Origin of the sequence: Paenibacillus sp. FSL L8-0708, assembly GCF_038009325.1 — a bacterium.
GTDB lineage: Bacteria > Bacillota > Bacilli > Paenibacillales > Paenibacillaceae > Paenibacillus_AQ > Paenibacillus_AQ odorifer.
Genome location: NZ_JBBPBC010000001.1, coordinates 1536450 through 1558623 on the forward strand (window position 1 = coordinate 1536450; position 22174 = coordinate 1558623).

22 protein-coding genes are annotated in these 22174 nt (G+C 45.5%); 18 read left to right on the forward strand and 4 right to left on the reverse strand.

From position 1 onward, the window contains the following. The first annotated feature begins 47 nt into the window (after positions 1 to 47). Both NYE58_RS07140 and NYE58_RS07145 read left to right on the forward strand, forming a co-directional pair. Positions 48 to 680 (forward strand): YigZ family protein, encoded by a 633-nt coding sequence (locus NYE58_RS07140; RefSeq protein ID WP_076104841.1) that lies wholly within the window; start codon positions 48 to 50, stop codon positions 678 to 680. 3 nt (positions 681 to 683) lie between these two features. After that, positions 684 to 1265, forward strand: a complete 582-nt coding sequence (locus NYE58_RS07145) for a TetR/AcrR family transcriptional regulator (protein ID WP_036681739.1) — start codon at positions 684 to 686, stop codon at positions 1263 to 1265. A gap of 146 nt (positions 1266 to 1411) precedes the next feature. Here NYE58_RS07145 and NYE58_RS07150 read toward each other — a convergent pair whose 3' ends face one another. Next, the gene (locus tag NYE58_RS07150) at positions 1412 to 1813 is read right to left on the reverse strand and encodes a secondary thiamine-phosphate synthase enzyme YjbQ (protein WP_038569138.1); all 402 of its coding nucleotides are present in this window, start codon (positions 1811 to 1813) and stop codon (positions 1412 to 1414) included. Between the two features lie 208 nt (positions 1814 to 2021). On the opposite strand from NYE58_RS07150, the gene cysT reads away from it, so the two are divergent. From cysT to NYE58_RS07185, 7 genes are all read left to right on the forward strand, one after another. Continuing rightward, positions 2022 to 2837 (forward strand): sulfate ABC transporter permease subunit CysT, encoded by an 816-nt coding sequence (gene cysT / locus NYE58_RS07155; RefSeq protein WP_076142155.1) that lies wholly within the window; start codon positions 2022 to 2024, stop codon positions 2835 to 2837. Next, positions 2834 to 3631 carry a sulfate ABC transporter permease subunit gene (locus NYE58_RS07160; RefSeq protein WP_036681745.1) on the forward strand — a complete coding sequence of 266 codons (798 nt, stop codon included), beginning with the start codon at positions 2834 to 2836 and terminating at the stop codon, positions 3629 to 3631. Before cysT ends, NYE58_RS07160 begins: the two co-directional genes overlap by 4 nt. A gap of 1 nt (position 3632) precedes the next feature. Then, entirely contained in the window at positions 3633 to 4697 is a 1065-nt protein-coding gene (locus NYE58_RS07165; RefSeq protein ID WP_076104838.1) for a sulfate/molybdate ABC transporter ATP-binding protein, read from the forward strand. Between the two features lie 315 nt (positions 4698 to 5012). Beyond that, positions 5013 to 6080, forward strand: coding sequence for a sulfate ABC transporter substrate-binding protein (locus NYE58_RS07170; protein ID WP_076147474.1), 1068 nt, complete (start codon positions 5013 to 5015; stop codon positions 6078 to 6080). A 139-nt stretch (positions 6081 to 6219) separates the two neighbouring features. Beyond that, a complete protein-coding gene (locus tag NYE58_RS07175; RefSeq protein WP_339823743.1) occupies positions 6220 to 7005 on the forward strand; it encodes an MBL fold metallo-hydrolase in 786 nt (261 codons plus the stop codon). Positions 7006 to 7314: 309 nt separating this feature from the next. Further along, the gene (locus NYE58_RS07180) at positions 7315 to 7896 is read left to right on the forward strand and encodes a GNAT family N-acetyltransferase (protein ID WP_076142156.1); all 582 of its coding nucleotides are present in this window, start codon (positions 7315 to 7317) and stop codon (positions 7894 to 7896) included. A 17-nt stretch (positions 7897 to 7913) separates the two neighbouring features. Further along, positions 7914 to 9698: an ABC transporter ATP-binding protein gene (locus NYE58_RS07185; RefSeq protein WP_341001490.1), complete on the forward strand. Its 1785-nt coding sequence runs from the start codon at positions 7914 to 7916 to the stop codon at positions 9696 to 9698. 71 nt (positions 9699 to 9769) lie between these two features. On the opposite strand, the gene NYE58_RS07190 is transcribed toward NYE58_RS07185, so the two are convergent. Continuing rightward, positions 9770 to 10573 (reverse strand): Cof-type HAD-IIB family hydrolase, encoded by an 804-nt coding sequence (locus NYE58_RS07190; RefSeq protein WP_036681768.1) that lies wholly within the window; start codon positions 10571 to 10573, stop codon positions 9770 to 9772. A gap of 12 nt (positions 10574 to 10585) precedes the next feature. Continuing rightward, entirely contained in the window at positions 10586 to 11533 is a 948-nt protein-coding gene (locus NYE58_RS07195) for a DMT family transporter (protein ID WP_341001492.1), read from the reverse strand. 228 nt (positions 11534 to 11761) lie between these two features. Here NYE58_RS07195 and NYE58_RS07200 point away from each other — a divergent pair, with 228 nt between their 5' ends. The 6 genes from NYE58_RS07200 to NYE58_RS07225 all read left to right on the forward strand — a co-directional run bounded on the left by NYE58_RS07200 (position 11762) and on the right by NYE58_RS07225 (position 18900). Continuing rightward, positions 11762 to 12475 (forward strand): metal-dependent hydrolase, encoded by a 714-nt coding sequence (locus NYE58_RS07200; RefSeq protein WP_038569151.1) that lies wholly within the window; start codon positions 11762 to 11764, stop codon positions 12473 to 12475. A 59-nt stretch (positions 12476 to 12534) separates the two neighbouring features. Further along, the gene (locus tag NYE58_RS07205; RefSeq protein ID WP_076104832.1) at positions 12535 to 14346 is read left to right on the forward strand and encodes a cache domain-containing sensor histidine kinase; all 1812 of its coding nucleotides are present in this window, start codon (positions 12535 to 12537) and stop codon (positions 14344 to 14346) included. Continuing rightward, entirely contained in the window at positions 14339 to 15538 is a 1200-nt protein-coding gene (locus tag NYE58_RS07210; RefSeq protein ID WP_341001494.1) for a response regulator transcription factor, read from the forward strand. The genes NYE58_RS07205 and NYE58_RS07210 overlap by 8 nt, the downstream gene beginning before the upstream one ends. A 189-nt stretch (positions 15539 to 15727) precedes the next feature. Continuing rightward, positions 15728 to 17059, forward strand: coding sequence for an ABC transporter substrate-binding protein (locus tag NYE58_RS07215; RefSeq protein WP_076142159.1), 1332 nt, complete (start codon positions 15728 to 15730; stop codon positions 17057 to 17059). A 107-nt stretch (positions 17060 to 17166) separates the two neighbouring features. After that, complete coding sequence (locus NYE58_RS07220) at positions 17167 to 18042, forward strand: carbohydrate ABC transporter permease (protein WP_076099026.1); 876 nt, start codon at positions 17167 to 17169, stop codon at positions 18040 to 18042. A gap of 30 nt (positions 18043 to 18072) precedes the next feature. After that, a complete protein-coding gene (locus NYE58_RS07225) occupies positions 18073 to 18900 on the forward strand; it encodes a carbohydrate ABC transporter permease (protein WP_036681776.1) in 828 nt (275 codons plus the stop codon). 90 nt (positions 18901 to 18990) lie between these two features. Here NYE58_RS07225 and NYE58_RS07230 read toward each other — a convergent pair whose 3' ends face one another. After that, positions 18991 to 19992, reverse strand: a complete 1002-nt coding sequence (locus NYE58_RS07230; RefSeq protein ID WP_036681778.1) for a lipoate--protein ligase — start codon at positions 19990 to 19992, stop codon at positions 18991 to 18993. Between the two features lie 227 nt (positions 19993 to 20219). Here NYE58_RS07230 and NYE58_RS07235 point away from each other — a divergent pair, with 227 nt between their 5' ends. The 3 genes from NYE58_RS07235 to NYE58_RS07245 are packed head-to-tail and all read left to right on the forward strand — an operon-like array spanning position 20220 to position 22170. Then, complete coding sequence (locus NYE58_RS07235) at positions 20220 to 21308, forward strand: pyridoxal phosphate-dependent aminotransferase (RefSeq protein ID WP_038569156.1); 1089 nt, start codon at positions 20220 to 20222, stop codon at positions 21306 to 21308. Positions 21309 to 21311: 3 nt separating this feature from the next. Continuing rightward, complete coding sequence (locus tag NYE58_RS07240) at positions 21312 to 21458, forward strand: hypothetical protein (protein WP_170914296.1); 147 nt, start codon at positions 21312 to 21314, stop codon at positions 21456 to 21458. After that, entirely contained in the window at positions 21433 to 22170 is a 738-nt protein-coding gene (locus NYE58_RS07245; protein WP_038569158.1) for an adenosylcobinamide amidohydrolase, read from the forward strand. The genes NYE58_RS07240 and NYE58_RS07245 overlap by 26 nt, the downstream gene beginning before the upstream one ends. Positions 22171 to 22174: the final 4 nt, after the last annotated feature.

Sequence of the window (22174 nt, forward strand, 5' to 3'; positions counted from 1 at the left end):
CTGACATTATATGAAGACATCATATGTAAATAAGGACTGGAATAATTATGTTAGAACACTATCGAACGGTCCGCTCTTCCGGCTCAAAGGAAGTTGTGATCCGCAAATCCCGCTTCATTGGTCATGTTATGCCAGTGGAGAATGAAGAAGAAGCTTTGTTGTTTATCGAGGACATCAAGAAGAAACATTGGAACGCAACGCATAACTGTTCTGCTTATGTGATTGGGGAGAGAGACGAAATCCAGAGGCAATCGGACGACGGGGAGCCGAGCGGTACAGCCGGCAAACCGATTTTGGAAGTAATCCGCAATCAGGGAGTTAAAAATGTCGCAATCGTAGTTACCCGTTATTTCGGAGGCATTATGCTGGGTGCCGGTGGGCTGATTAGAGCTTATACGGATGGAGCAGTGCTTGCGCTTGAAGCAGGAGAAGTAATCACCCGTGTACTGAGACGAGAGGTATTCGTAGAGATCGAGTACACTTGGCTGGGCAAGGTTGAGAACGAACTTCGAGGAAGAGGGATTCAGACTGGCGAGACTTTGTTCACCGACAAAGTAACGTTGTTATGTTTGCCGCGAAATGATGAGGGTGAGACTTTTATGGCATGGATAACAGATCTAACCCAAGGGCAAGCCCTGATAACAGAAGGGCGGCGGATTTACTACAGCGAAGGGGATTAGTATATGGCAAGGAGAGCAGTGGAGCAGGAGTTGTCGAGGGAAAGGATTCTAGAGGCCGCTAGGCATCTATTTATAACCAAAGGGTATCGGGCAATTTCAATGCGAAGTATTGGTCAGCATTTGGGATATAGCCACGGCTCTCTCTATTATCATTTCAAGGAAAAGGCGGAGTTGTTCTACGCTATTGTTGTAGAGGATTTTAATCATGTGGCTGCTTTACTCAGCCAAGTAATGAATAAACCGCCTGAAGAAGGAATGACAAGGGTAGAACAGCTGATTATGGAATTTATTAGATTTGGAATAGATCATCCCTATCAATATGAAATTATGTTCATGATTCGCGATGAGGAATTGCTAGCTTATTGTAGAGCAGAACAGGGACGATGTTTTGATTTATTCTCAAGTATTGTACGCCGTCATATGAAGGAAGAGGGATATGTGTCTGAGGACTGGCAGAATGTGCCGTTAACAATGTTCTTGTCTGCACACGGATTTATTTCTTATTATATCCAGGATAAAGTATCGTTTGACGATGTGAAAGAGGCAGCGTTAGCTCATATAAAGGTTTTATGTCGCAGCCTTTAACATGCTGTTTTTTTTATAGATCTTCACTTTAAAGCTGTGCATTGGTATAACACTGCTTCTCTGCTTGATGAAAGTATTACTAGACTCTAGTTATAGTCTAAATGGCCGCTCCGTAGCGATAACGGAAGCGGCCATTTGTATGTTTATTATCCCTCTACTATTTTTAAGAAACATTGCCGGCGTCTAGGTCCATCGAACTCACAGAAATAAATACCTTGCCAACGACCGAGAACTAATTCACCTTCGTGGATAATCAGGGTCTGGGAAGGCCCGGTAGTAATAGATTTAAGATGAGAAGCAGTATTGCCTTCCGCATGCCGATACTTCGGATGCTCCCAAGGGTAGACCTCATCCAGACGCATCAGAACATCATGCTTCACATCAGGATCCGCATTTTCATTAATAGCAATACCAGCAGTGGTATGAGGACAATAAACTACAATCAATCCGTCTTGAACTCCACTTTTTTTTACATAAGAAATGACTTCCCGAGTAATATCACGCAATTCATCCCGCTTTGTAGTAGTGATCTCCAGAGTATGCAACATAATCATTCCCCTTCCTGTGAGGTGCCATTTTTTAGTGTACCTTTGATACATATATTTTAACCCAAATTCACTTGAAAGTAATTGACGGCGGTGAGAAGGATTTGGTAAAGTAGTAATAATATAAAACCAAGTATATAAATAGGAATAATTAATGAGGATTTTGGTTAGTATACCGACCGGTTATCCGGAGGTGGGAGGGCAAAAATCATTGAATTCGCTGCTTAGACACAAAGGCTGGACTTGGGGTTTCCGAACTACAATTTTGCTCTATTTTGTAGTATTGATCGTGTTGCCCATACTCGGGGTCTATTACAACTCTTTTTCTCTTGGTTTTGGCAATTTTGTGGAAAGCGTCAGCGATCCAATTGCTTGGAAGTCGGTGCTGTTAACCTTAAAGCTGGCGATTATCGCTACTTTAATTAATGTCTTCTTAGGAACTATGATTGCTTGGGTCCTTATTCGTTATCAATTTGCTGGTAAAGCGCTGCTAAACAGTCTGGTCGATTTACCTTTTGCACTTCCAACAGCTGTCGGAGGTTTGATGATTCTACTGCTGCTTGGACCAGGTAGTCTTATCGGCAAAGCAGCTGAGGCGCTTGGATTTGAAATTGTTTTTCATCAACCGGCTATCGTAATTGCTATGGTGTTCGTGACGTTTCCATTCGTGATTCGAGCGGTTCAGCCCTTGCTGGAGGAGTTGGATCCTTCCGAAGAGGAAGCAGCATATACAATGGGTGCCAAGGGGGCAAGGGTATTCTGGCAAGTTATTCTTCCATCTATGGCGCCTGGGATGATCAGTGGTGGGATGCTCGCATTTTCAAGAGCGCTTGCGGAATTTGGTGCAGTGGTACTCGTCGCAGGTAATATTCCGGGCCGTACGCTTGTATCTTCTGTTTTTATTTTTGGTGAAGTTGAAAGTGATAATCCGGTCTCCGCCGCTGCGGTTTCTGTTATTCTCTTGACTTTATCCTTTCTCATTCTTTGGCTGATTAATATGCTGCAGATGCGGGGGAGACGCTCATGAGGAAATTATGGATTGCTCTTACTTATTTAGTGTTTTTTCTGCTGATTGCTGCTCCATTAGGAAAAATGGCTATGGGTGCTTTTAGTGAAGGATTTGGTGGTTTCTGGAATGCTCTGACTAGGCCCGAAGCGCTGCATGCGCTTATGATGACTGGGCTTGTTGTGATAGTAGTTACGTTATTAAATACATTGTTCGGTATTATGATGGCACTGTATCTTGTTCGGGCGAACTGGATCGGCAAGCGTCTAAAAGGATTATTGAACAGTATTGTAGATTTGCCTTACGCAGTATCCCCTGTAATTGGAGGATTGATGATTGTCCTGTTGCTGGGTCCCGATAGTACCTTGGGGGCGATTTTTGAGGGGATTGGACTAAAGATCGTTTATGCGATTCCCGGAATGATCATTGCCACTTTATTTGTTACCTTTCCTTTAATGGTGCGCGAGGTGATGCCGGTGCTTCAGGAGATTGGTTCACAGCAGGAGGAAGCGGCTTCGACATTGGGCGCTCGTAGCTGGACTATTTTTTGGAAGGTAACTTGGCCTTCGATTCGTTGGGCGGTTGTGTATGGTGTCATTCTTACGGTGGCACGTTCACTTGGAGAGTTCGGTGCGGTGCTCGTGGTCTCGGGGAACATTATGAATAAAACCCAGACGGCGACAACTTTAGTCTATCAGGATGTTGAGAATTTTAATGTAACGGCTGCTGGAGGAATAGCGCTAGTTCTGGCTGCATTTTCCGCAGGTCTGCTGCTGTTGATGGAATGGACCAAGAGAAGAAAGGAAGTGCAGTAATATGCATGTAGAAGTGCGGGGGTTAAACAAGCATTTTGGAGATTTTCATGCGGTCAAGGACGTCAATTTCACCATTACAAAAGGTCACCTGATTGGATTGCTCGGCCCAAGTGGAGGCGGGAAAACCTCAATTCTACGTATGCTGGCGGGACTGGAGTCACCGGATACCGGAGAGATTATTTTTCATGGTCAAACGGTGAACAATCTTCCTCCTCAAGAACGTGGGATCGGCTTCGTCTTCCAGAACTATGCACTCTTCAAACATATGACTGTATTTGATAATATCGCTTTTGGTCTAAAGGTTAAAAAGGCTAACAAAACAGCCATCCGCGATCGTGTTATGGAACTTGTGGAGCTTACAGGGTTAAAAGGGTTCGAGAAACGTTATCCGCATCAGCTATCAGGGGGACAACGTCAGCGTGTGGCTTTTGCACGTGCGCTTGCGCCTGAACCACAGCTGCTGCTTTTAGATGAACCTTTTGCCGCTATTGATGCGAAGATCCGCCAGGAGCTGCGCGCTTGGCTGCGTGAACTGATTGAACGTGTAGGTATCACCTCTATTTTCGTAACCCATGACCAAGATGAAGCGATTGAAGTAGCGGATGAAATCATGATTATTAATCAAGGACGCTTGGAACAAAAGGGTACCCCGTGGGATATTTACAAGGAGCCTAAAACACCGTTCGTGGCAACATTTATCGGTGAATCTACGCTGATTGAGAACGCTTCTGAGGTTAAAGGCTTTACAGGTGCGGGGGACGGCAAGCCTACCAAAGCACTGATTCGTCCTGAATATATTGAAGTGGGTAACCTGCATGAGTTCAAGATGGCTTCTGCCACGGAAAAAGGTGTTGTGAAACATCTGCATTTCCGCGGAAGCGAATGGCTCGTTGAGGTTGAAGTAAATGGCCACAAGCTGGTCACCTACCGTTCGTTGGAGAAAGAAACCTTGCAGCCGGGTCAGGAAATTTCAGTACTGGTACATCGGGCTTATTTATTTAATGATGAGCGCAGCTGGATCCAGGAGAACAACCTGAAAGAAGATCCAATGCCGATTTTTATTTAAAAATAAATAAAATGATTTTCAATTTTTTTGATAATAGCGAATGTGATGAGCTAGGATTAGAGGAACTGATGTGAAGGTAAGAGTAATGAAGTGGAAGTTTGGAACTGTAGGAGCGGAGTGACCGCCTTTGTTTCCGGATTTAATCCGCTGAGAATATAAAATCAATAAATCTGGGAACAACAGCGGCCGAAAGTCCAAACATTCCACGTAATTACGGCAAAGACCAAACGTTGGTTACTTGAATTTTAAGTTTCAGCCATAGAGCTACTTTCAAGGAAATATTAAAAATCATTACCTCGAAGGATGTGGGCCGCAATGAATGTCAAAAGGAGCAGACAACTGCACGGATGTTTTGCTGCCCTAATGCTGGCCATACTCACGCTGACAGCAGTCGGTTGCGGGAATGTGAAGGCAGTTACGACGATGGCAGAGCCTTCGAAGCAAGGGGATGTTACGCTGGTAATTGGCGCATACAGTGTGGCTAAGGATGCAATGCAGGATATTTTGCCGTTATTTGCTGCGAAGTGGAAAGCGGATACGGGTCAGGATATTATTTTTCAGGAGTCTTATGAGGCTTCAGGGACACAGGCGCGAGCGATTGTAGGTGGATTTGAAGCGGATGTGACGCTGCTAGCCATGGAAGGTGATGTCGAGAAGCTAGTTAAGGCTGGACTCGTAGCGCCGACATGGAAAGAGCAGGGTGAAAAAGGCATGGTGACACGTTCAGTAGTTGCTCTTGGTACCCGCGAGGGAAATCCCAAAGGCATTCGCGATTTTGTAGACTTAGCCAAGCCGGGGATTAAAGTGTTATATCCCAACCCTAAGACCTCTGGTGGTGCGCAATGGGATATCAACGCGATCTATGGGGCTGGTCTTAAGCTGTCAGAGGAGCAGGAGGGCGCAAAGGATCCAGCAGCAGCCAAAGCTTTTTTGGAAAGTATCCATGCCAATGTAGAGTCTCTGGATAAAAGTGGCCGCGCTTCTATGGCAGCCTTCGAGTATGGAGTGGGGGATGTAATTGTCACCTATGAAAACGAACTGCTGGCGCGGATTGCCCAGGGAGTCAAATACGAAGTTATTATTCCTAAAAATACAATTCTGATTGAGAATCCGGCGGCTGTTGTAGAGAAATATGCGGATGGGCATGGGACACGCATAGCATCAGAAGCACTGGTTGATTTTTTGATAACCCCACAGGCACAAGAGATCTTTGCAAAATATGGCTTTCGTCCCGTGGATAAACAAGTCTATGCTGAGCACAAAAGCGATTACCCTGATCCGGCGGGCCTCTTTGATATTAACTATTTAGGAGGCTGGGATGAGGTGCGAAGCTCACTTTATTCCAAGCGTGGAATTTGGTATCAGGTACTTGCCGGAATATAAGGTAGAGGTATAACAAAAGAGTCATCCCAGCAGTTCTTCTGTGGTGGGGATGGCTTTTTTTGGTGGGTCTCTTTAAGATAGAGAAAGGGTAATTTAGATTTAAGACTTCGTTGAAGAGAACCTGAAGGAGAGATAGCGGATGGATACGTTGGTGTTTTTGGGTACAGGGGATGCCATGGGGGTTCCTCGGGTATATTGCAGCTGTGAGACCTGTACAGAGGCAAGGGAACAGGGGGAAAATATTCGCCTGCGCTCTTCTGTACTTATAGATAATGGCAGTGACTTTTTAGTGATCGATTGTGGACCTGACTGGCGGCGTCAGATGGAGGCGCAGGGAGTACGGAATATGCGCAGACTGCTGGTGACACACGCTCATTTTGATCATATTGGTGGGCTGCCGGAATGGGCGGATTCTTGCCGCTGGATGGGATATAAGGGCCAGCTCTATGCTCCAGCAGAAGTGATCCCGATAATAGAGCGGCAATATCCATGGCTGCGCAATCAGATCGAGATGATTCCTTGTGATGAAGGCATAGAGCTAGACGGCTGGACAATAGATACCTGGAAAGTGAACCATGGCAAGAATGGATACTCGTATGCTTTTCGTCTGGAGAAGGAGGGCTATGTATGGGTGTATTGTCCAGATTCCATTTCTCTAGGAGATGGAGAGACACGCCTGATGCATGGAGCTGACTTGCTGGTCTTAGGTACAAGCTTTTATTACGAAGCAGCGGAGTTATCCACTCGTTCTGTATATGATATGACGGAAGCTGCGGAGCTGCTGCAAACTGTGAAGCCTCAAAAGGCAATCTATACCCATATGTCGCATGATGTGGATATGAGAAAATCATATATTTTACCGGAAAATGTTACGCTGGCCGAGACGGGGATGAGAATACCCTTAGGATCTTCAGATGAAATTTAGATAAAAAGAAAACTCCCTTCATTTGCTGGAAGGGAGTTTTCTTGATCTTATTTAAACCTGTTATATTCCGCCTTGTTGAATCCGTTTAATTAACTCTTCAAGCCAATAAATGGAGTGGTCCGCTTTAGTTGAGATATTCACTAAATCAAAAAGGGACATCATTAGGGCAACTTCAGCCTGTTGATGTTCCTTTTGTGATTTCTATTGCATTCAGTATTCAGATCCCGATATATACTATATAATCAAAAAGCATATCGTATTATTTTTACATATTTAGAATAATTATCATCGCCAGAGGAGGAGTACGAAGTGGCTGACTCCAAGGATCCAATCCTGCTTGATTTTCCCGAGAGTTTTGAAACAGAGAGGCTGCTCATTCGTGCCCCTTTATGGGGAGATGGAGTTAGCATGAATGAGGCTATCCGTGAAAGTATAGATGAATTGAGACCTTGGATGGCTTTTGCTCAAGTAATACCCACATTAGAAGAATCAGAGAAAGTTACTAGAGAAGGCAGACTGGAGTTTCTAAAAAGGTATAAGCTACATATGCGTATTTTTAGAAGGGATACGGAGGGTTTTATCGGCTGCATTAGCCTGCATCATCTAAACTGGGAACTCCGCAATTTTGAGATTGGTTATTGGATCCGGAGCGCCTGTGCAGGCAAAGGATATATGACAGAAGCCGTAAATGGAATCACCAATTTTGCCATACGGGAACTAGGGGTGAATCGTCTCGAAATCTTTTGTAGTGCACGAAACACCAAAAGTGCCGCGGTAGCCGAACGTGCGGGTTTTACACTGGAAGGGATCCTGCGCAGTGCGAGTCTTGGGTATGACGGGGAACGGCATGATAATAAGGTGTTCGCTAAGGTTAGAGGTATAGAATTTTAAGTGAGAGGGCTGGTTCTTTGAAGCAGAAAGGCGTATTTTCAAGATTAAGTACATATATGTTAAGGCACAAGCTTTTGTATACGATTTTATTATTTACGACTTTATTTGGGATTGTTCTGGATTTAACGATTGCTTGGCTGCTCTCAGTAATTACGGATGCTGCGGTTAGACTCGATGTGAAAGCTTTTAAAGGTCTGGTTATTTTTGGATTAATCTACTTATTAGTGAGTGCAATTAACGGTTTCATCGATCGATATTTCAAAAATAAAATCTCTGCCAAGATCAGAAATGAGCTGCGGTTGGATATGATGCGGCATGCTTTAGCTCTTCCTCAGTCTTATTTTGACCGTAATCATTCCGGGGATTTATTGTCCCGCTTTACTAATGATAATCAATCTGTTGGTAATGCTGCAGGCGAGGTAATGATTGATCTAATCCGTAACCCTTTACTAGCCCTCGCGGCTTTTGGTTATTTGCTCTATATTAACTGGTTACTGGCATTGATCTGTTTTGCAATGGGGCCTTTGATGTTCCTTACGGGAAAAATCTTCGGTTCAGCGATGCGTGAGAACAGTGTGAAGATTCAGACTAATATGAGCAAGATTACTTCCTTTTTACATGACATTCTAGGCAGTAGTATGGTGTTTAAATCCTTTAGTATTGAACGCAGACTAATGAAGCAATATCAGGAGCATAGTGAGAATATTACTTCTGAAGAATTAAAACGGGGAAGAATTGAGGGAGCTACTGGCTCATTCTCCTCTTTTTTGGGAAACTTTACGTTTCTTCTGGCGCTGGTCGTGGCTGGTTATTTTGTGGCAAAAGGATCACTTGAGGTCGGTGCGATGATTGCTTTCATCCAGCTCATGAATTATTTAGTGATGCCGTTCTCGTCATTGCCGGGACTGATCAATTCGATGCAGCAATCACTTGGGGCGGCGGGACGGATCTTTGAGGTGTTGGATAGCCCGGTGGAGGTTGAGACCCTTCCAGAAGTGGAGACTAAGCAACCAGAATTTGAGAGTATGGTTATGTCGTCGATCTCTTTCTCGTATCCGGGAGCAGAGAGACAAAGTATAAACAAGATTAGCTTAGAGCTTCAAAAGGGAACACAGATGGCGGTTGTGGGACCGAGTGGTGGAGGTAAATCTACGCTTTTTAAACTATTGCTGGGATTGTATGAACCCGATGAAGGCGAAGTAATAATCAATGGGCAGCGGATCAACGAGATGAGTCTGGCTAAGCTTAGAAGTTATTTTTCCTATGTGCCGCAAGAGGCAGGTCTTTATACGGGAAGCATTCGTGATAATATCCGGAATGGAAATCCAGAGGCGGATGAGCAAGAAATTCTGGAAGCTTTGCGAAAAGCGAATGCCTATGATTTTGTAATGGAATTGCCTGAGGGACTGGATACTGATATTGGTGAGGAAGGCTCACGACTGTCCGGGGGACAACGTCAGCGGCTATCCATTGCAAGAGCAATTCTGAGAAACGCTCCTATTCTGCTGTTGGATGAAGCTACTGCTGCACTTGACAATGAATCAGAAAAACTGGTGCAGCAGGCTATTCGTAAACTAATGGGAGATAAAACTACACTCGTTATCGCGCACCGTTTATCTACGATTCAGAACGCTGATATCATTCTCGTGATGGAGAATGGTGAAATTGTAGAGAGTGGAACGCATGAGGTACTGCTTGCTGCCGAAGGAAGATATAATGATTTGTACTATTCTCAGCTAGAGCAGGAAGAAGAGAGTGGAATGGGACCCGAGAAAGTGGAATTAGCTTCTACAGGAGTTTGAGTTTTGGAATAAAAAGGGGTGCAGCAACGTCATGAAATATGGCGTTGCTGCACCCTTTTGCTTAAGGAAGTTTAGTTCACTTTATTAAGAATGAATTTATCAATCGCATATTTCACGCCATCGTCATTATTGCTTAGGGTCACAAAATCAGCGATTTCTTTCAGAGCAGGAATAGCATTCTCCATAGCGACGCCAAGTCCGGCAGCTTCCAGCATCTCATGGTCGTTCCAAGAATCGCCTACAGCGATGGTCTCGGAAAGATCACAGCCGTAATGTTTGGCTAGGAATTCAAGTGCAATGCCCTTGGTTCCTTCATGATGCATGATTTCCAGAAAGTGTGGTTTGGATTTGGTAATATGCACGGAATCACCAAGCAATTCATGCAGGATTGGAGCCAGTTCATCCAAGAAATCAGGATCATCGATAATTAGCATTTTTGGTGTTTTTTGCGGGACAAGCTTTTCCCAGTCAGGCTCAATAAAATATTGCGTTTTATTCAAGTCCGTATAGTCTTTGATCTTTTGGTTGTCTTCACGGGCATATAGCTTGTCGTCAATGTAAGTTTGCAGATGCAGATTATGCTCCACGCAGTAAGTGAACAGCTTGCGGACTGCATCTTGCGGGACGTAACGCTCATACAGTACTTTTTCATCGAGCAAGTTCTTAACGAGTGCACCCTGGTAAGTAATGATAGGTACGTTTAGTCCAGTTTGACGGGCAATGGCTTGAGCGGAAGCGTAAGCACGGCCTGTAGCAAGGGTTACAACAACACCTGCGGCAACTGCCTCTTCAAGCGCAGTTTGGGTAGCGGGTGTTACTTCCTTGTCATCATTAATCAGAGTGTCATCAATATCAATCGCGATCAATTTGTACATTTGTCTCTCTCCTTATCTCTTTCTAAATAGATGTAATTTGGAAAAATAACTCTTCTTATGTTGATTCTGACCCGGTTCCGGGCTCAGCTCTGCCATAAGCATAGCCCCCAGAATACAACCACAACCGAGCAGAGCGGACAACCCGAGTGTTTCCCCGCCAAAGGCTAAACCCGTCAGAACGGCAAATACCGGTTCTGTGGCATAAATAATGGCTACCCGTGATGGGGTAGTATATTTCTGACAGGCGGTTTGAATCCAGAAGGCAAAAGCGCTGGTTGGCCCAATGGAGATCAGCAGAGCCCAAAGCACAGCGGGGTCCTTTACCAGCTCCCCGCTGTGGGCTAGCGATATTGCCCCTTCAAATATAAGCGAGGCAGCAATACTGAACAGCCCAACGAAAGCAAGCTGCAGAGTGGCTAGCGGCAACGCCGGATAATGAGGTGCATAAACGCCAGTATAGGCTACCTGTAACGCAAAAGCTATGGCACATAGAAGAATCAAGGCATCGCCTTTATTCAAGGATAATGCAGAGCCCGTGAAGGTCAACAGATAAAGCCCGATTGCGGCGAGTGCCGCACTGAACCAAGTGTATCGTGAAATCGCATGCTTCAATAAGGCTAGAGACAGAAAGGGTACTAGGACAACTGATAGCCCGGTAATAAAGCCGGTATTAGAGGTTGTTGTATATAGAAGTCCCATAGTCTGAAAGCCATAGCCCATAAACAAAAAAAGGCCAAGCAGCAGAGAATCGCGTACCATGCGGAAACTTAGCTGTTTCCAATCCTTGCGGTAAAAAATAACTGTGATTAGAGCCAGCAACAGGGCAGCGCCCATAAAGCGGATGCTATTAAACGCGAGTGGTGGCAGCACCTTGACAGCATTTTGTACAATCAGAAAGGTACATCCCCACATCATCGCCACTAATAGCAGGCTAAAATCGGCTATACGGGAACGCTTCACTACTTAGGTCATCCTTTCTTCAGCAGCTGTCGCCTCTATGTAGACGACAAGGTCAAGTTGTCCAAATTGTATCGTATATTCATGGAGAGGACAAGATAGAAATCGCGTAAAGGCTTATACACTAAGCGATTTCAGCGTTTTATGTAGACAAAAAAACCGGGTCTTGATATACTTCGATAACCGCACATTTGTTCTTGTTTTTGCATCTTAGAAAGGAGCGGTTTCACTATGATGGGCAGATCCCATTTAATTATCAGCACCGGGGTTACCCTATCTGTTATGAGTTTGATGGCCCATGAGATTACAATCCCGGTTATTGCCGTCGCGGCATTAAGTTCGCTCCTGCCAGACATTGATGAACCGAATTCGTTACTGGTACGCAAGGCGATTCCTGACTTTCTGCTCAGGATACTACAGGTTGCTTTGATAGGAGCAGCGATTTATCTTTATTTTGCAGGAATCGTTGAAAGCCCTTGGAATATTGTACTGGCCCTACTTGTGGGGAGTGTAACTTTCCTGCCGGGAAGAAAGCTGCGGCATCTGGTGATGGTACTAATCGCTACTGCGGTATTTGCATACGGAGGGGCGTATGATCCTTGGAACTACATAGTAGCTTGTATACTCGTAGTTACATCACTTGTCCCGCATCGTGGATTGACTCATACCTTATATGCTGTTGCAGGCTGGAGCACTTTATTGTATTTTGCTTCATCGGGTATACAGGATGGTGGCAGTCTATGGATAGCAGGCGGCATGTCTTATGCGCTTCATCTATTGGCCGACTCTCTCACCCAAAGGGGAATTACGCCCCTGCCGCCCATTCCATTTAAGCTGCGTCTAAAGCTAATGAGTACAGGCACGAAAAAAGGTGGAGCTGTAGAGAATGTTTTTATCCTGCTCACACTCGCCCTAGTTGTATATGTATTTATACTTTCTCCTTGAGATTTACGGATATGAAGCACATAATGAATTACCGCTAGAACACACAGGAGGCGGCTGTTATGCGGGGGGATTCCTTAGTGAAGTGGTTTGGAAGATTGCAGATTCGTAATAAAATAATCCTTATTTTTATACCGTTGATCATTTTTCCATTGCTTGCTTTAGGCTTGCTCTCAGGGCAGATGTTCAGCCGTTCGATGATCGAAAAGGCTAAGTACAATTTTAAAGATGAATCCAAGCTCATCATGCAGCAAATAGATACGATTGTAAAAAATACGGAGAGCAGTGCCAACATTATAACTACCGACATCCATCGGATGTATGCTGAACGTCCGTTGTTATCCTCGACAGTGGAGCAGACGCGGTTTCGCAATTTAATGCAGAGCCAGCTTTCTATCGATCTGATTATTTTTCCGGATGTCGATTCTGCTGTATTTGTGGATACGGAAGGCCAGATTTATTCCTCTTACGCCTACGGTAATCCTAACGAGCAGAAGGTATTTACCAGCGATATGCTGGAGAAGGCTAAAGAAAAAGGCAGCTACGGTGTCAACCGTTGGCTTCCCATGGAACAGAGAGATTATCTGGTTAGTGATCCGGCAGTTCCGGTGCTCACACTAAGTAAAGTCGTGTACAATCTTAAAACGGGCAACCTAATAGGTACATTATTTGTGAACGTAAAAGAAGATGCTCTCTCTGCTTTTCTGGAAACCGCTAGAGAAACCTCTTCGGACAAGAAATATTTTATAGTAGACGGAACGCAAAGGACCGTGTCCACCCCTGATAAATCAAAGCTTCTACTGAAGCCTGAGGACAGACTGAACGGCAGTCTTAGGAAGACGGGAAGCTCTGTCTCGGAAATTATCGGCAAGGGGAGCGGGCGAGAGCTGGTCACTGTGACGTATTATGATAAGCTGAATTGGAAGCTTGTGAATACGATTTCGCTGCAGAAGTTAACTGCGGATATTCACCGTAATATAACGTTAACTATATTCGTGGGAATAGGATGCCTGTTACTGTCTCTGCTGCTTGCAGGAAAGCTGTCACAGATTATCGTAAATCCGCTTCTTCAAGTGACGAAGGCGATGCGTAAAGTAAGGGAAGGCGATCTGAATGTCACCTCACCAGTGACTACAGAGGATGAGACTGGGCTAATCTCCACCGTATTCAATTCCATGGTTGGTCGTATTCAGGAGCTGATGCGGACGATTACAAACGAACAAGTCCGGAAACGTGAATATGAACTAGCTCTGATCCATGCCCAGATTAAACCCCATTTTCTGTACAACACACTGGATACGATTTATGTACTCAACGATTTGGAGCTTAATGAAGCAGCTCGGGATACGACCAAGGCACTGGCAGATTTCTATCGGGTTGTTCTTAGCAAAGGGAACGAGGTTATTCCACTGTCCGAGGAAGTATCAAATGCAGCTGATTATTTGGCTATTATGCAGGTTCGCAACCCCGACGTATTACGTTACGAGATTAATATCCCGAAATTTCTCGAAGGAGTCAAGGTACCCAAATTGTCCCTGCAGCCGCTCATCGAGAATGCAATCTACCATGGATTAAAAACAAAGGGCAGTCAGGGGCTAATCTCAATAGAGGCTTATACACACGGAAGAGAAGTTATCATTACCGTGGAGGATAACGGTGTTGGCATGTCCGGGGAGCAGGTGTCGCGGATTGTAGAATACCGCTCACGAGAAGGAAAACCGGCATCCATTGGCATTTACAGCGTTCATGAACGGATTAAGCTGTATTTTGGAGAACCATATGGCCTATCGGTAGAAAGTAAACTGGGAAAAGGTACTGTTATGAAAATGACGATTCCCGGTACGGAAGCGCAGGGGGGCAGCGTAGATGTATAAAGTGATGGTTGTAGATGACGAGCCGCTGTTTCGTTATTATATGCGGACCAAGCTGGATTGGAGTAAATATGATTTCAGTGTCTGTGGTGAAGCGTCAAATGGCAGAGAAGCGCTGGAAGAAGCGGAACGGACGAAACCAGATTTGGCTTTAGTGGACATTAGTATGCCCTATATGGACGGTATGGAGCTGGTTACCCGGTTACAGGCCAATGCTCCTGATATGCTTATTGTTTTTGTAACAGGGCACAATGAATTTGATTATGCGCAAAAAGCGATTCGCTTAGGTGTACAAGATTATTTATTGAAACCGTTTAACCAGCAAGAGTTTAACGAGATGATGATCAAGGTGAAGCAGCGCCTTCAGTCACATAAAATAGGTGCACGCAAAGCTGGGAAGCCGGAAATAATTGCAGAAGGAACGGCTTCCAATAAGCTCTTTCCACTCCAAATGGACGAGCAGAATTCCTCTGAAGGGATAGAGGAGTTCTCCTTTCCATCCAAAGAAATCACTCATCTTGGAATTCAGGATGCCATGCTGATGGCGTTAAAGATGGGGGATGGCGATGCAGCGGCGAAGGACATAAGCAAATTAATTGAGATTCTACGACGCCAGAGAGGGGGAGGCAGCTATTCCTTTACTCTATTAATGAGTATAGTATCCCTTTGCCTTGCCTATGCTGGAGAAAGAGGGATCAATCCGGAAAGTCTCTGGAAACCAGCAGGTTCACCGGAGCAGCGGCTACGGGAGATGGATAACTGGGATGAGACTGAAAGCTGGATAAAAGGCTTGTACAGTAAAGTCATTGATCAAGGTCGTGAGCACCGCCCCTCTAAGTCGTACAATTTATTCATTGCCGCCAAAGAGTACATCTGGGAGCATTATTCCGATTGTGAGCTGACAGTTGACCAGGTGGCGAATGGCGTTTATGTAGATACCAGCTATTTACGGAAGGTTTTTCGAAAAGAAGGTGGAATCTCTGTACTTGATTTCATTACCTATACTCGTATGAAGCAGGCCAAGGAACTGCTTGCTGGAGGAAATGTGAGACTGTCTGAAATCGCCGGTAAAGTGGGCTATAATGACCCGAATTATTTCAGTAAATGCTTTAAAAAACACTATGGCATGCCGCCGTCTGAATTTGAGCAGCTGGCTGCCCGTTCCCGCCATATTGGCGTTAATAATGAAATTTAATAAACATATTTGGTGGCGGCTCTCTGGTGAGGCCGCTTTCATTTTGTCCTGTTTATTACCGATTGTGCCCGATATGGCTCTTTTTGGGTCTTCAAGGCTCAAATATAATAGAAACAGGACGATGAAAACGCTAACAAATAGCGGATTCAACTAGCTCCACTAAATAGAGCATCAGAAAGGGGATTCATTATGAGCAACAAGCTATTCAGAACACTGGGGGTTGCAACCGTTTTATCCTTAGCTTTCTCACTTACAGCCTGTGGTGGTAACAATGCCGGAAACGGTGGTTCAACCTCTGAAGGTTCCAATACGACCGCTGGGAATACCGATAAGAAAATTCAAATAAAAATTTATGCACAGCATTTTGACGAAGATACTTCAAAGCCATTTGATTATGCCGTAGAGGAATTAAAAAAGGAAATGCCGGAGGTGGAGATTGTACTGGATGAGGCTGTTCAAGATGGCTACCAGAAGCTGAAAACATATGCCGCGACTGGGAACATGCCGGATATTTATGAAACAGACTGGCCTACGCTGCAAACCTTCGCCAAATCTAAAAATGTCGAGCTGCTTGATGAATACCAAGCCACCAAAGATTTCAAAGCGAATCTAAACACAGGGAATGAGTCCCGTCTAATTGCCCCAGACGGTCATGTATACGCATTCCCATATACGGGAATTGAATTCCAAATGTTGTTTTACAACAAGGATATCTTTAAAGAGGTAGGCATCGAGATGCCGATCAAGACGATCGATCAGCTGGCTGAAGCGGCTAAGAAGCTTTCTACAGCAGGGTATACACCGCTCTCAATTTTCGCGAAGGAGAAATGGATCACTACTTCTTTTTATAGCGGACTTGTGACTCGTGAGGAGACGAAAGGGTTTGGCCCACTCGAAACGAAGGGAACGACAACATTGCCTTCGCCTTATGTAACAGCAGCAGAACAAATGAAGAAGCTGGAAGAAGCAGGCTTGTTCGACGTCAATGCTACGAATACCAATTATGATCAAGCTTCATCTTTGTTCTACCAAGGAAAAGCTGGCATGTTCGTCAACGGTCAGTGGGAAATCTACAGCAGTGCTGAGAAGCTTGGGGATAAAGTGGATTGGATGTACTGGCCAGCTAAGGACGAAGCGACTTATGAGAACAACAAAATGTACATTAACGGTGCAGGAGGTCCTGGTGGCTTTGCCGTTTCTCCAAGCAGCAAGAATGTAGAGACTGCAGTGAAAGTAGCTAGTTTCATCGCACAAAAATATAGCGAATACAAATATACACAGCTGGGTAGCCCGATCGTAGCGACTAAAGTGGATAAAGAAATGACCGGTAAAGTGCCTGCCATGATGAAAAGAATCGCTGAAGAAGTGCTGCCAAACGTGAAGGGGTACGCCAATGCGGTAAGCAGTGTTCAAATTAAAAATGCACTGGACGACAATACACAAAATATGTTGATCGAAGGATTCTCGGCTAAGCAGTTCACGGATAACATGAACCGAGTGCTGAACAAAGAAAATAAATAATTAGAGAAATAAAATAAATAAAAATTGGTCCATGCCCTGCAGCTCACCCGGATCGAGCCCTTATATCGGGTGAGCAGCTTGGCAAGGAAGGAGTGGAATCTTACCGCATGCATAAATACTTAGGTAATAAGAAAGCCATAATGCTGTTTCTGCTTCCCGCTCTGTTGATTTATAGCGTAGTGATTATCTATCCAGTGCTTCAATCCTTTTATCGTAGCTTTTTCGAGTGGGACGGGCTCAGTACGGCTACTTTTAACGGATTGTCCAACTATGTAGAGATGTTTGATGATCCATTGCTTTTGACATCCCTTCGTAACGGCCTTATTTTTGCACTGGTACTCGCTGTATTTCAGATCGGATTGGGAACCATTCTTGCGCTTGCCTGTGCCGATCCGCGAATCAAAGGGCGTAAGTTGTTGAAAACAGCTTATTTTATTCCCGTAGTTCTGTCGGTTACGGTTGTTTGTCAGCTATGGATTGCCATCTACGATCCGAATAACGGATTGATCAATAGGCTTTTTGAAATTATGCATATTCCTTATCAACAAAACTGGCTTACTTCTCCAACCACATCCATAATTGCGATTGCCTTTGTTAATGCCTGGCAGTTCATGGGTTACCAGTTCAGTCTTTTATATGCGGGGGTTAAATCTGTTCCTGAGCAGTACATGGAAGCTGCCACGATTGACGGTTGCTCCAAATGGATGGCGCATCGTAAGGTGACAATTCCAATGATGAAGGAGACGTTCAAATTCTGTCTGATCATTGCCATCACTTCAGGAATCGGTGCTTTTGTACAAATGTTGATTATGACTAACGGCGGACCGGGAACGAGTAACTATACGCTTACCTTTATGATTTATCGTTATGCATTCTTGGAAAGCAACTACGGCTATGCCTGTGCGGTATCGGTTGTGCTTGTCCTTCTGTCGCTTCTGGCCACCATTATTATCAACAAGACATTTGACCGAAATGAAGCATAAGGCAGTACGCCGGAAAGGAAAAGGAACGTTATGAAAAAAGTGAGAGCATTGCTCATACAGCTTCCCTTATGGATTTATTTTATCATTTCCATCTATCCGCTATTATGGATGATTTCTTATTCTCTGAAAAATAACGATGAGATTTTTGTCACCAACCCTTTCGGATTTCCGACTAATTTCCGGATTGAAAACTATGTGGCCGCTTGGTCACAGTTCAATATACCGCGATATTTTACGAATAGCTTGGTAGTCTCTACGATTTCAACGCTACTTATTATCATATTATCGCTGATGTTCTCATTCGCAATTTCCCGGCTGCGGTGGAGATTCCGTGAAGGGGTCAGATTGTATATGACGATCGGAATGTTCATGCCGCTGCAGGTAATTATGATTCCACTTGCCATACTCGTACGGGATTTACATCTGACTAATACCTACGGTGGGCTTATTGTTCCTTATGTCGCCATTGGATTGCCGTTCTCTTGTCTGGTATTCTACGGCTTTATGAAGGGTATCCCTGGGGAGCTGGAGGAATCCGCTTGTATGGACGGCGCGAATGTATACCGGATGTTTCTGCAGATTATTGTGCCGGTTGTAACGCCAGCTGTCGCAACAGTAGCCATTTTTCAATTTCTGAACAACTGGAATGAATTTTTGCTGGCTTATATTCTGATCTCTGATGAGGGGATGAAAACACTGCCGCTGGGTCTATTGTTCTTCCAAGGCCAATACAGCACAGACTGGGGTGGCATGGGGGCGGTTATGACGATGGCGAGTCTGCCAATGGTTATTGTCTATTTGTTCTTTAGTGAGCAGGTGGAACGGGCAATGACAGTTGGATCTGCTGTAAAAGGATAAAGCGAAGAGTATTAATTCATGCAAAAGAGGACTTCTGGCGAATGCGCAGGAGTCCTCTTTTTGATTCAAATCATGACCAGTGAATTCATCCTATTCCTCTAGGAAGACCAATCCGATAAAATCCTCCGGCTCAATACGACCGAAATAATGCTTCAAATCGAGATCAGCTAATGCTTCTCTAACCTCAGCCTCGTCATAACGTTTGCCACGAAGTGCATTTTCAACATCTACTACGTCACCGACTCCGAAGAAGTCACCATAGATTTTGATGTCTTTAATGAGGGAATCTTCAATATCCATCCGAATATCAATAATTCCGGCAGGGAATTTGCGCGTGTGCTTAACGTTGCTTTTTGGTGACAGACCGTAGTTCCAGTCCCAGTTCTGGTAGTGCTCCTTGGAGATCTCGTTAATTTTGTCCCAGTCGGCTTGTTGCAGCTTGTACTGAGGAACCTCAGAAGAATCCATGCCAAAGATCGAACGCAGCAGGCCGGCGCGGAACTCCTCGATCGTCATATCTGTACCCAGCAGCTCTTTGATATTCGCTACACGACTGCGTACGGATTTGGTGCTCTTTGATTTAAACTTCTCTGGATTCACTTTTAGAGAGGCTTGTACATCATCTAAATTAAGATTGAACATCAAGGTACCATGGCTGAACATACGTCCGCGTGTGGAGAACTGAGCGTTACCGGAAATCTTTTGCTCACCAACTTGCAGATCATTCCTTCCGCTTAGCTCGGCGTTAACGCCCATGCTTTGCAGGTAATCGATGACCGGTTGGGTGAATTTCAAAAAGTTATGAAAGGATTGGCCGTCATCCTTGGTAATAAAGCTGAAGTTCAAATTTCCAAGATCGTGATAAACAGCTCCACCGCCGGATAGACGACGTACGACCTGAATATTATTATCTTTTACATACTCTTGGTTAATTTCTTCGATAGTATTCTGATGTTTCCCGATGATGATGGATGGGCTGTTGATATAAAAAAGCAGGTAACTCTCGTCCATCGGCAAGTGCTTCAGCGCATATTCCTCAATCGCCAAATTGATGGATGCGTCAGTAATCCCTGTGTTATCAATAAAAAGCATAGTGAATTCCTCCGTCGCAGCAAAATTGATTACAACCTTCATTTTAAACCAAAAGCGGTTTTTTAACAAAAGAGATCACATCTTTGAGATTCATGTCGGTTTGGGGGAAGCAGGGGATTTAGCTGGTTCCTTCTGCGAAAGCATTGACGTTCTTCCGGCAAAGAGTCAATAATGGTGGCAATGACATACATATCGTGCTAGAGAAAGTAGATAGAGGGAGTGTAATTATGCTTGAAAAATATGGACATGGCGGTGATTTGCTGACGGCAGCGGAGCTCTATGGAGAAGCTGGGGGCACATTTCTCGACTATAGTGCCAACATCAATCCACTCGGTCCTCCACCGGAAGTTTTGGAGCTGCTTAGAACAGCACTGTCAACGGTGGTTACATATCCGGACCCTGGACACCGACGCTTTAAACAACTACTGGCGGAAAATCTTGGCGTAGATAGTGGCTGGTTAACCGTGGGTAACGGAGCAGCGGAATCTATGGCTTTGCTGCTGTTGGCGATAGCTCCGCAAAAGGTTGGCATCGTGGAACCTTGTTTCTCTGAGTATAGGCAGCTTTCCGGGCAATTTGGTGCTGAAGTATTGTCGGTCCAGGGGACTAGGGAACAGCATTTTCGCGCTGGAGTGGAGGAGATTGCCGGGCTGCTGGAACAGGTGGAGCTGTTATTTCTCGGACAGCCGAATAATCCCAATGGAGTTCAGTATGCTGTGGAGGAACTGCGCTTGTTAGCGCAGAAGGCTGAAAGCTGCGGGACTTATTTGGCTGTGGATGAAGCTTTTATTGACTTTATCCCGGAGTCAGAGCGAAATACACTCCTGCCGGAGCTGGAGCAGTTTCCGCATACGGTTCTGGTGCGGTCGATGACGAAGTTTTATGCGATTCCCGGACTGCGTCTCGGGTTTGCGATTTCGCATCCGAAGCTGGCGAAGGCGATGAGCGGAAAGCAGGTCACCTGGAGTGTGAACGGCTTGGCGCTGCTGGCAGGGGAAGCCTGCCTTACAAGCGGACGTGACTATGAACAGCGCACGCGTGAGCTTATTGCAGCAGAACGCGAAACGCTGCGGCAGGGTCTAGTGCAGTTGGGCTGCGATGTCCCACCGGGAGAAGCCAATTTTCTGCTCTGTGGCTTGCCGTCACCGTGGAGTGCGGCTGAGCTGCAGACTAGGCTTGGCCGCGTAGGTATACTTGTGCGCAGCTGCGCTATGTATGCAGGGTTAGGTTCAGGGCATATTCGAGTTGCTGTTAAGGGACATGAGGATAATGCCCGCCTTTTGCTGCAGATGGCGGAGATTCTAGCGACTAAGTGACAGGTGCACGTATTCCTTAATGATGTGCGGAGGGAGCTGACAGCGCTATTGGCGGGGCATCCTTTCGAGGATGGTTGTAAGTATTCAATGAAAGAAATGAGCGGTGAAAGGAGCGGGATCGGCTATGGTGGAAGTGAAGATTCCATTTAATCTTGCAGGGGGAATCAGGGAGTATCATCCGGCCGTCTGGCCAGGGCTTGCTCTGCAGTGGAAGGATAAGCATCTGCTGCTGGAGCTGCCAGCAGCAGCGGATGGTTTATCGAGCGCGTTCTACGGCGGAGGAATGAACCGGCTGCAGCGGGCGGTTAATTTATATGTAGATCGCAATTACGAATGTAGTGATCCTGTCCAGGATATGGAGAATAAGCTGCGCGATTGGGGTTATCCTTTATCCGGCTGTGCCGGTCTGATGACGGCTGTACCGCTAGAGCATGCAGCGGTAGCTGAAGAGGACACGGGTTCAGCGGGGATTTTTGTTTGCGTTACAGCCGCCGCAGGAAATGCTGCGCGCTCAGGCGTGGAACGCAATGTATTGGCTGTGTATCGGCCGGGTACGATTAACATCATGCTCTGCATTGATGGCCGCCTGACACCGGCGGCCATGGTCAATGCTGTGCAGACAGCTGTCGAAGCCAAAGCTGCTGCGCTGGCAGATCTCGGGATTACCGATCCGGAGAATGGCCTAATCGCAACCGGCACAACTACGGATGCTATTGTACTCGCTGTGAGCCAAAGCGGGAGATACAGCGCCGAGCATGTCTACGCCGGAACAGCAACCGATCTCGGAGGCGCTATCGGCCGGCTTATATATAGCGCTGTGACGGGCAGCCTGCTGTCGGTGCAGGCAAGGAAGGACAGCTAATGAC

Coding starts and splice junctions, on each gene's coding strand:
- NYE58_RS07140 (WP_076104841.1), top strand. CDS start 48: ATGTTAGAACACTATCGAACGGTCCGCTCTTCCGGCTCAAAGGAAGTT.
- NYE58_RS07145 (WP_036681739.1), top strand. CDS start 684: ATGGCAAGGAGAGCAGTGGAGCAGGAGTTGTCGAGGGAAAGGATTCTA.
- NYE58_RS07150 (WP_038569138.1), bottom strand. CDS start 1,813: ATGTTGCATACTCTGGAGATCACTACTACAAAGCGGGATGAATTGCGT.
- NYE58_RS07160 (WP_036681745.1), top strand. CDS start 2,834: ATGAGGAAATTATGGATTGCTCTTACTTATTTAGTGTTTTTTCTGCTG.
- NYE58_RS07165 (WP_076104838.1), top strand. CDS start 3,633: ATGCATGTAGAAGTGCGGGGGTTAAACAAGCATTTTGGAGATTTTCAT.
- NYE58_RS07170 (WP_076147474.1), top strand. CDS start 5,013: ATGAATGTCAAAAGGAGCAGACAACTGCACGGATGTTTTGCTGCCCTA.
- NYE58_RS07175 (WP_339823743.1), top strand. CDS start 6,220: ATGGATACGTTGGTGTTTTTGGGTACAGGGGATGCCATGGGGGTTCCT.
- NYE58_RS07190 (WP_036681768.1), bottom strand. CDS start 10,573: ATGTACAAATTGATCGCGATTGATATTGATGACACTCTGATTAATGAT.
- NYE58_RS07200 (WP_038569151.1), top strand. CDS start 11,762: ATGATGGGCAGATCCCATTTAATTATCAGCACCGGGGTTACCCTATCT.
- NYE58_RS07205 (WP_076104832.1), top strand. CDS start 12,535: ATGCGGGGGGATTCCTTAGTGAAGTGGTTTGGAAGATTGCAGATTCGT.
- NYE58_RS07210 (WP_341001494.1), top strand. CDS start 14,339: ATGTATAAAGTGATGGTTGTAGATGACGAGCCGCTGTTTCGTTATTAT.
- NYE58_RS07215 (WP_076142159.1), top strand. CDS start 15,728: ATGAGCAACAAGCTATTCAGAACACTGGGGGTTGCAACCGTTTTATCC.
- NYE58_RS07220 (WP_076099026.1), top strand. CDS start 17,167: ATGCATAAATACTTAGGTAATAAGAAAGCCATAATGCTGTTTCTGCTT.
- NYE58_RS07225 (WP_036681776.1), top strand. CDS start 18,073: ATGAAAAAAGTGAGAGCATTGCTCATACAGCTTCCCTTATGGATTTAT.
- NYE58_RS07230 (WP_036681778.1), bottom strand. CDS start 19,992: ATGCTTTTTATTGATAACACAGGGATTACTGACGCATCCATCAATTTG.
- NYE58_RS07235 (WP_038569156.1), top strand. CDS start 20,220: ATGCTTGAAAAATATGGACATGGCGGTGATTTGCTGACGGCAGCGGAG.
- NYE58_RS07245 (WP_038569158.1), top strand. CDS start 21,433: ATGGTGGAAGTGAAGATTCCATTTAATCTTGCAGGGGGAATCAGGGAG.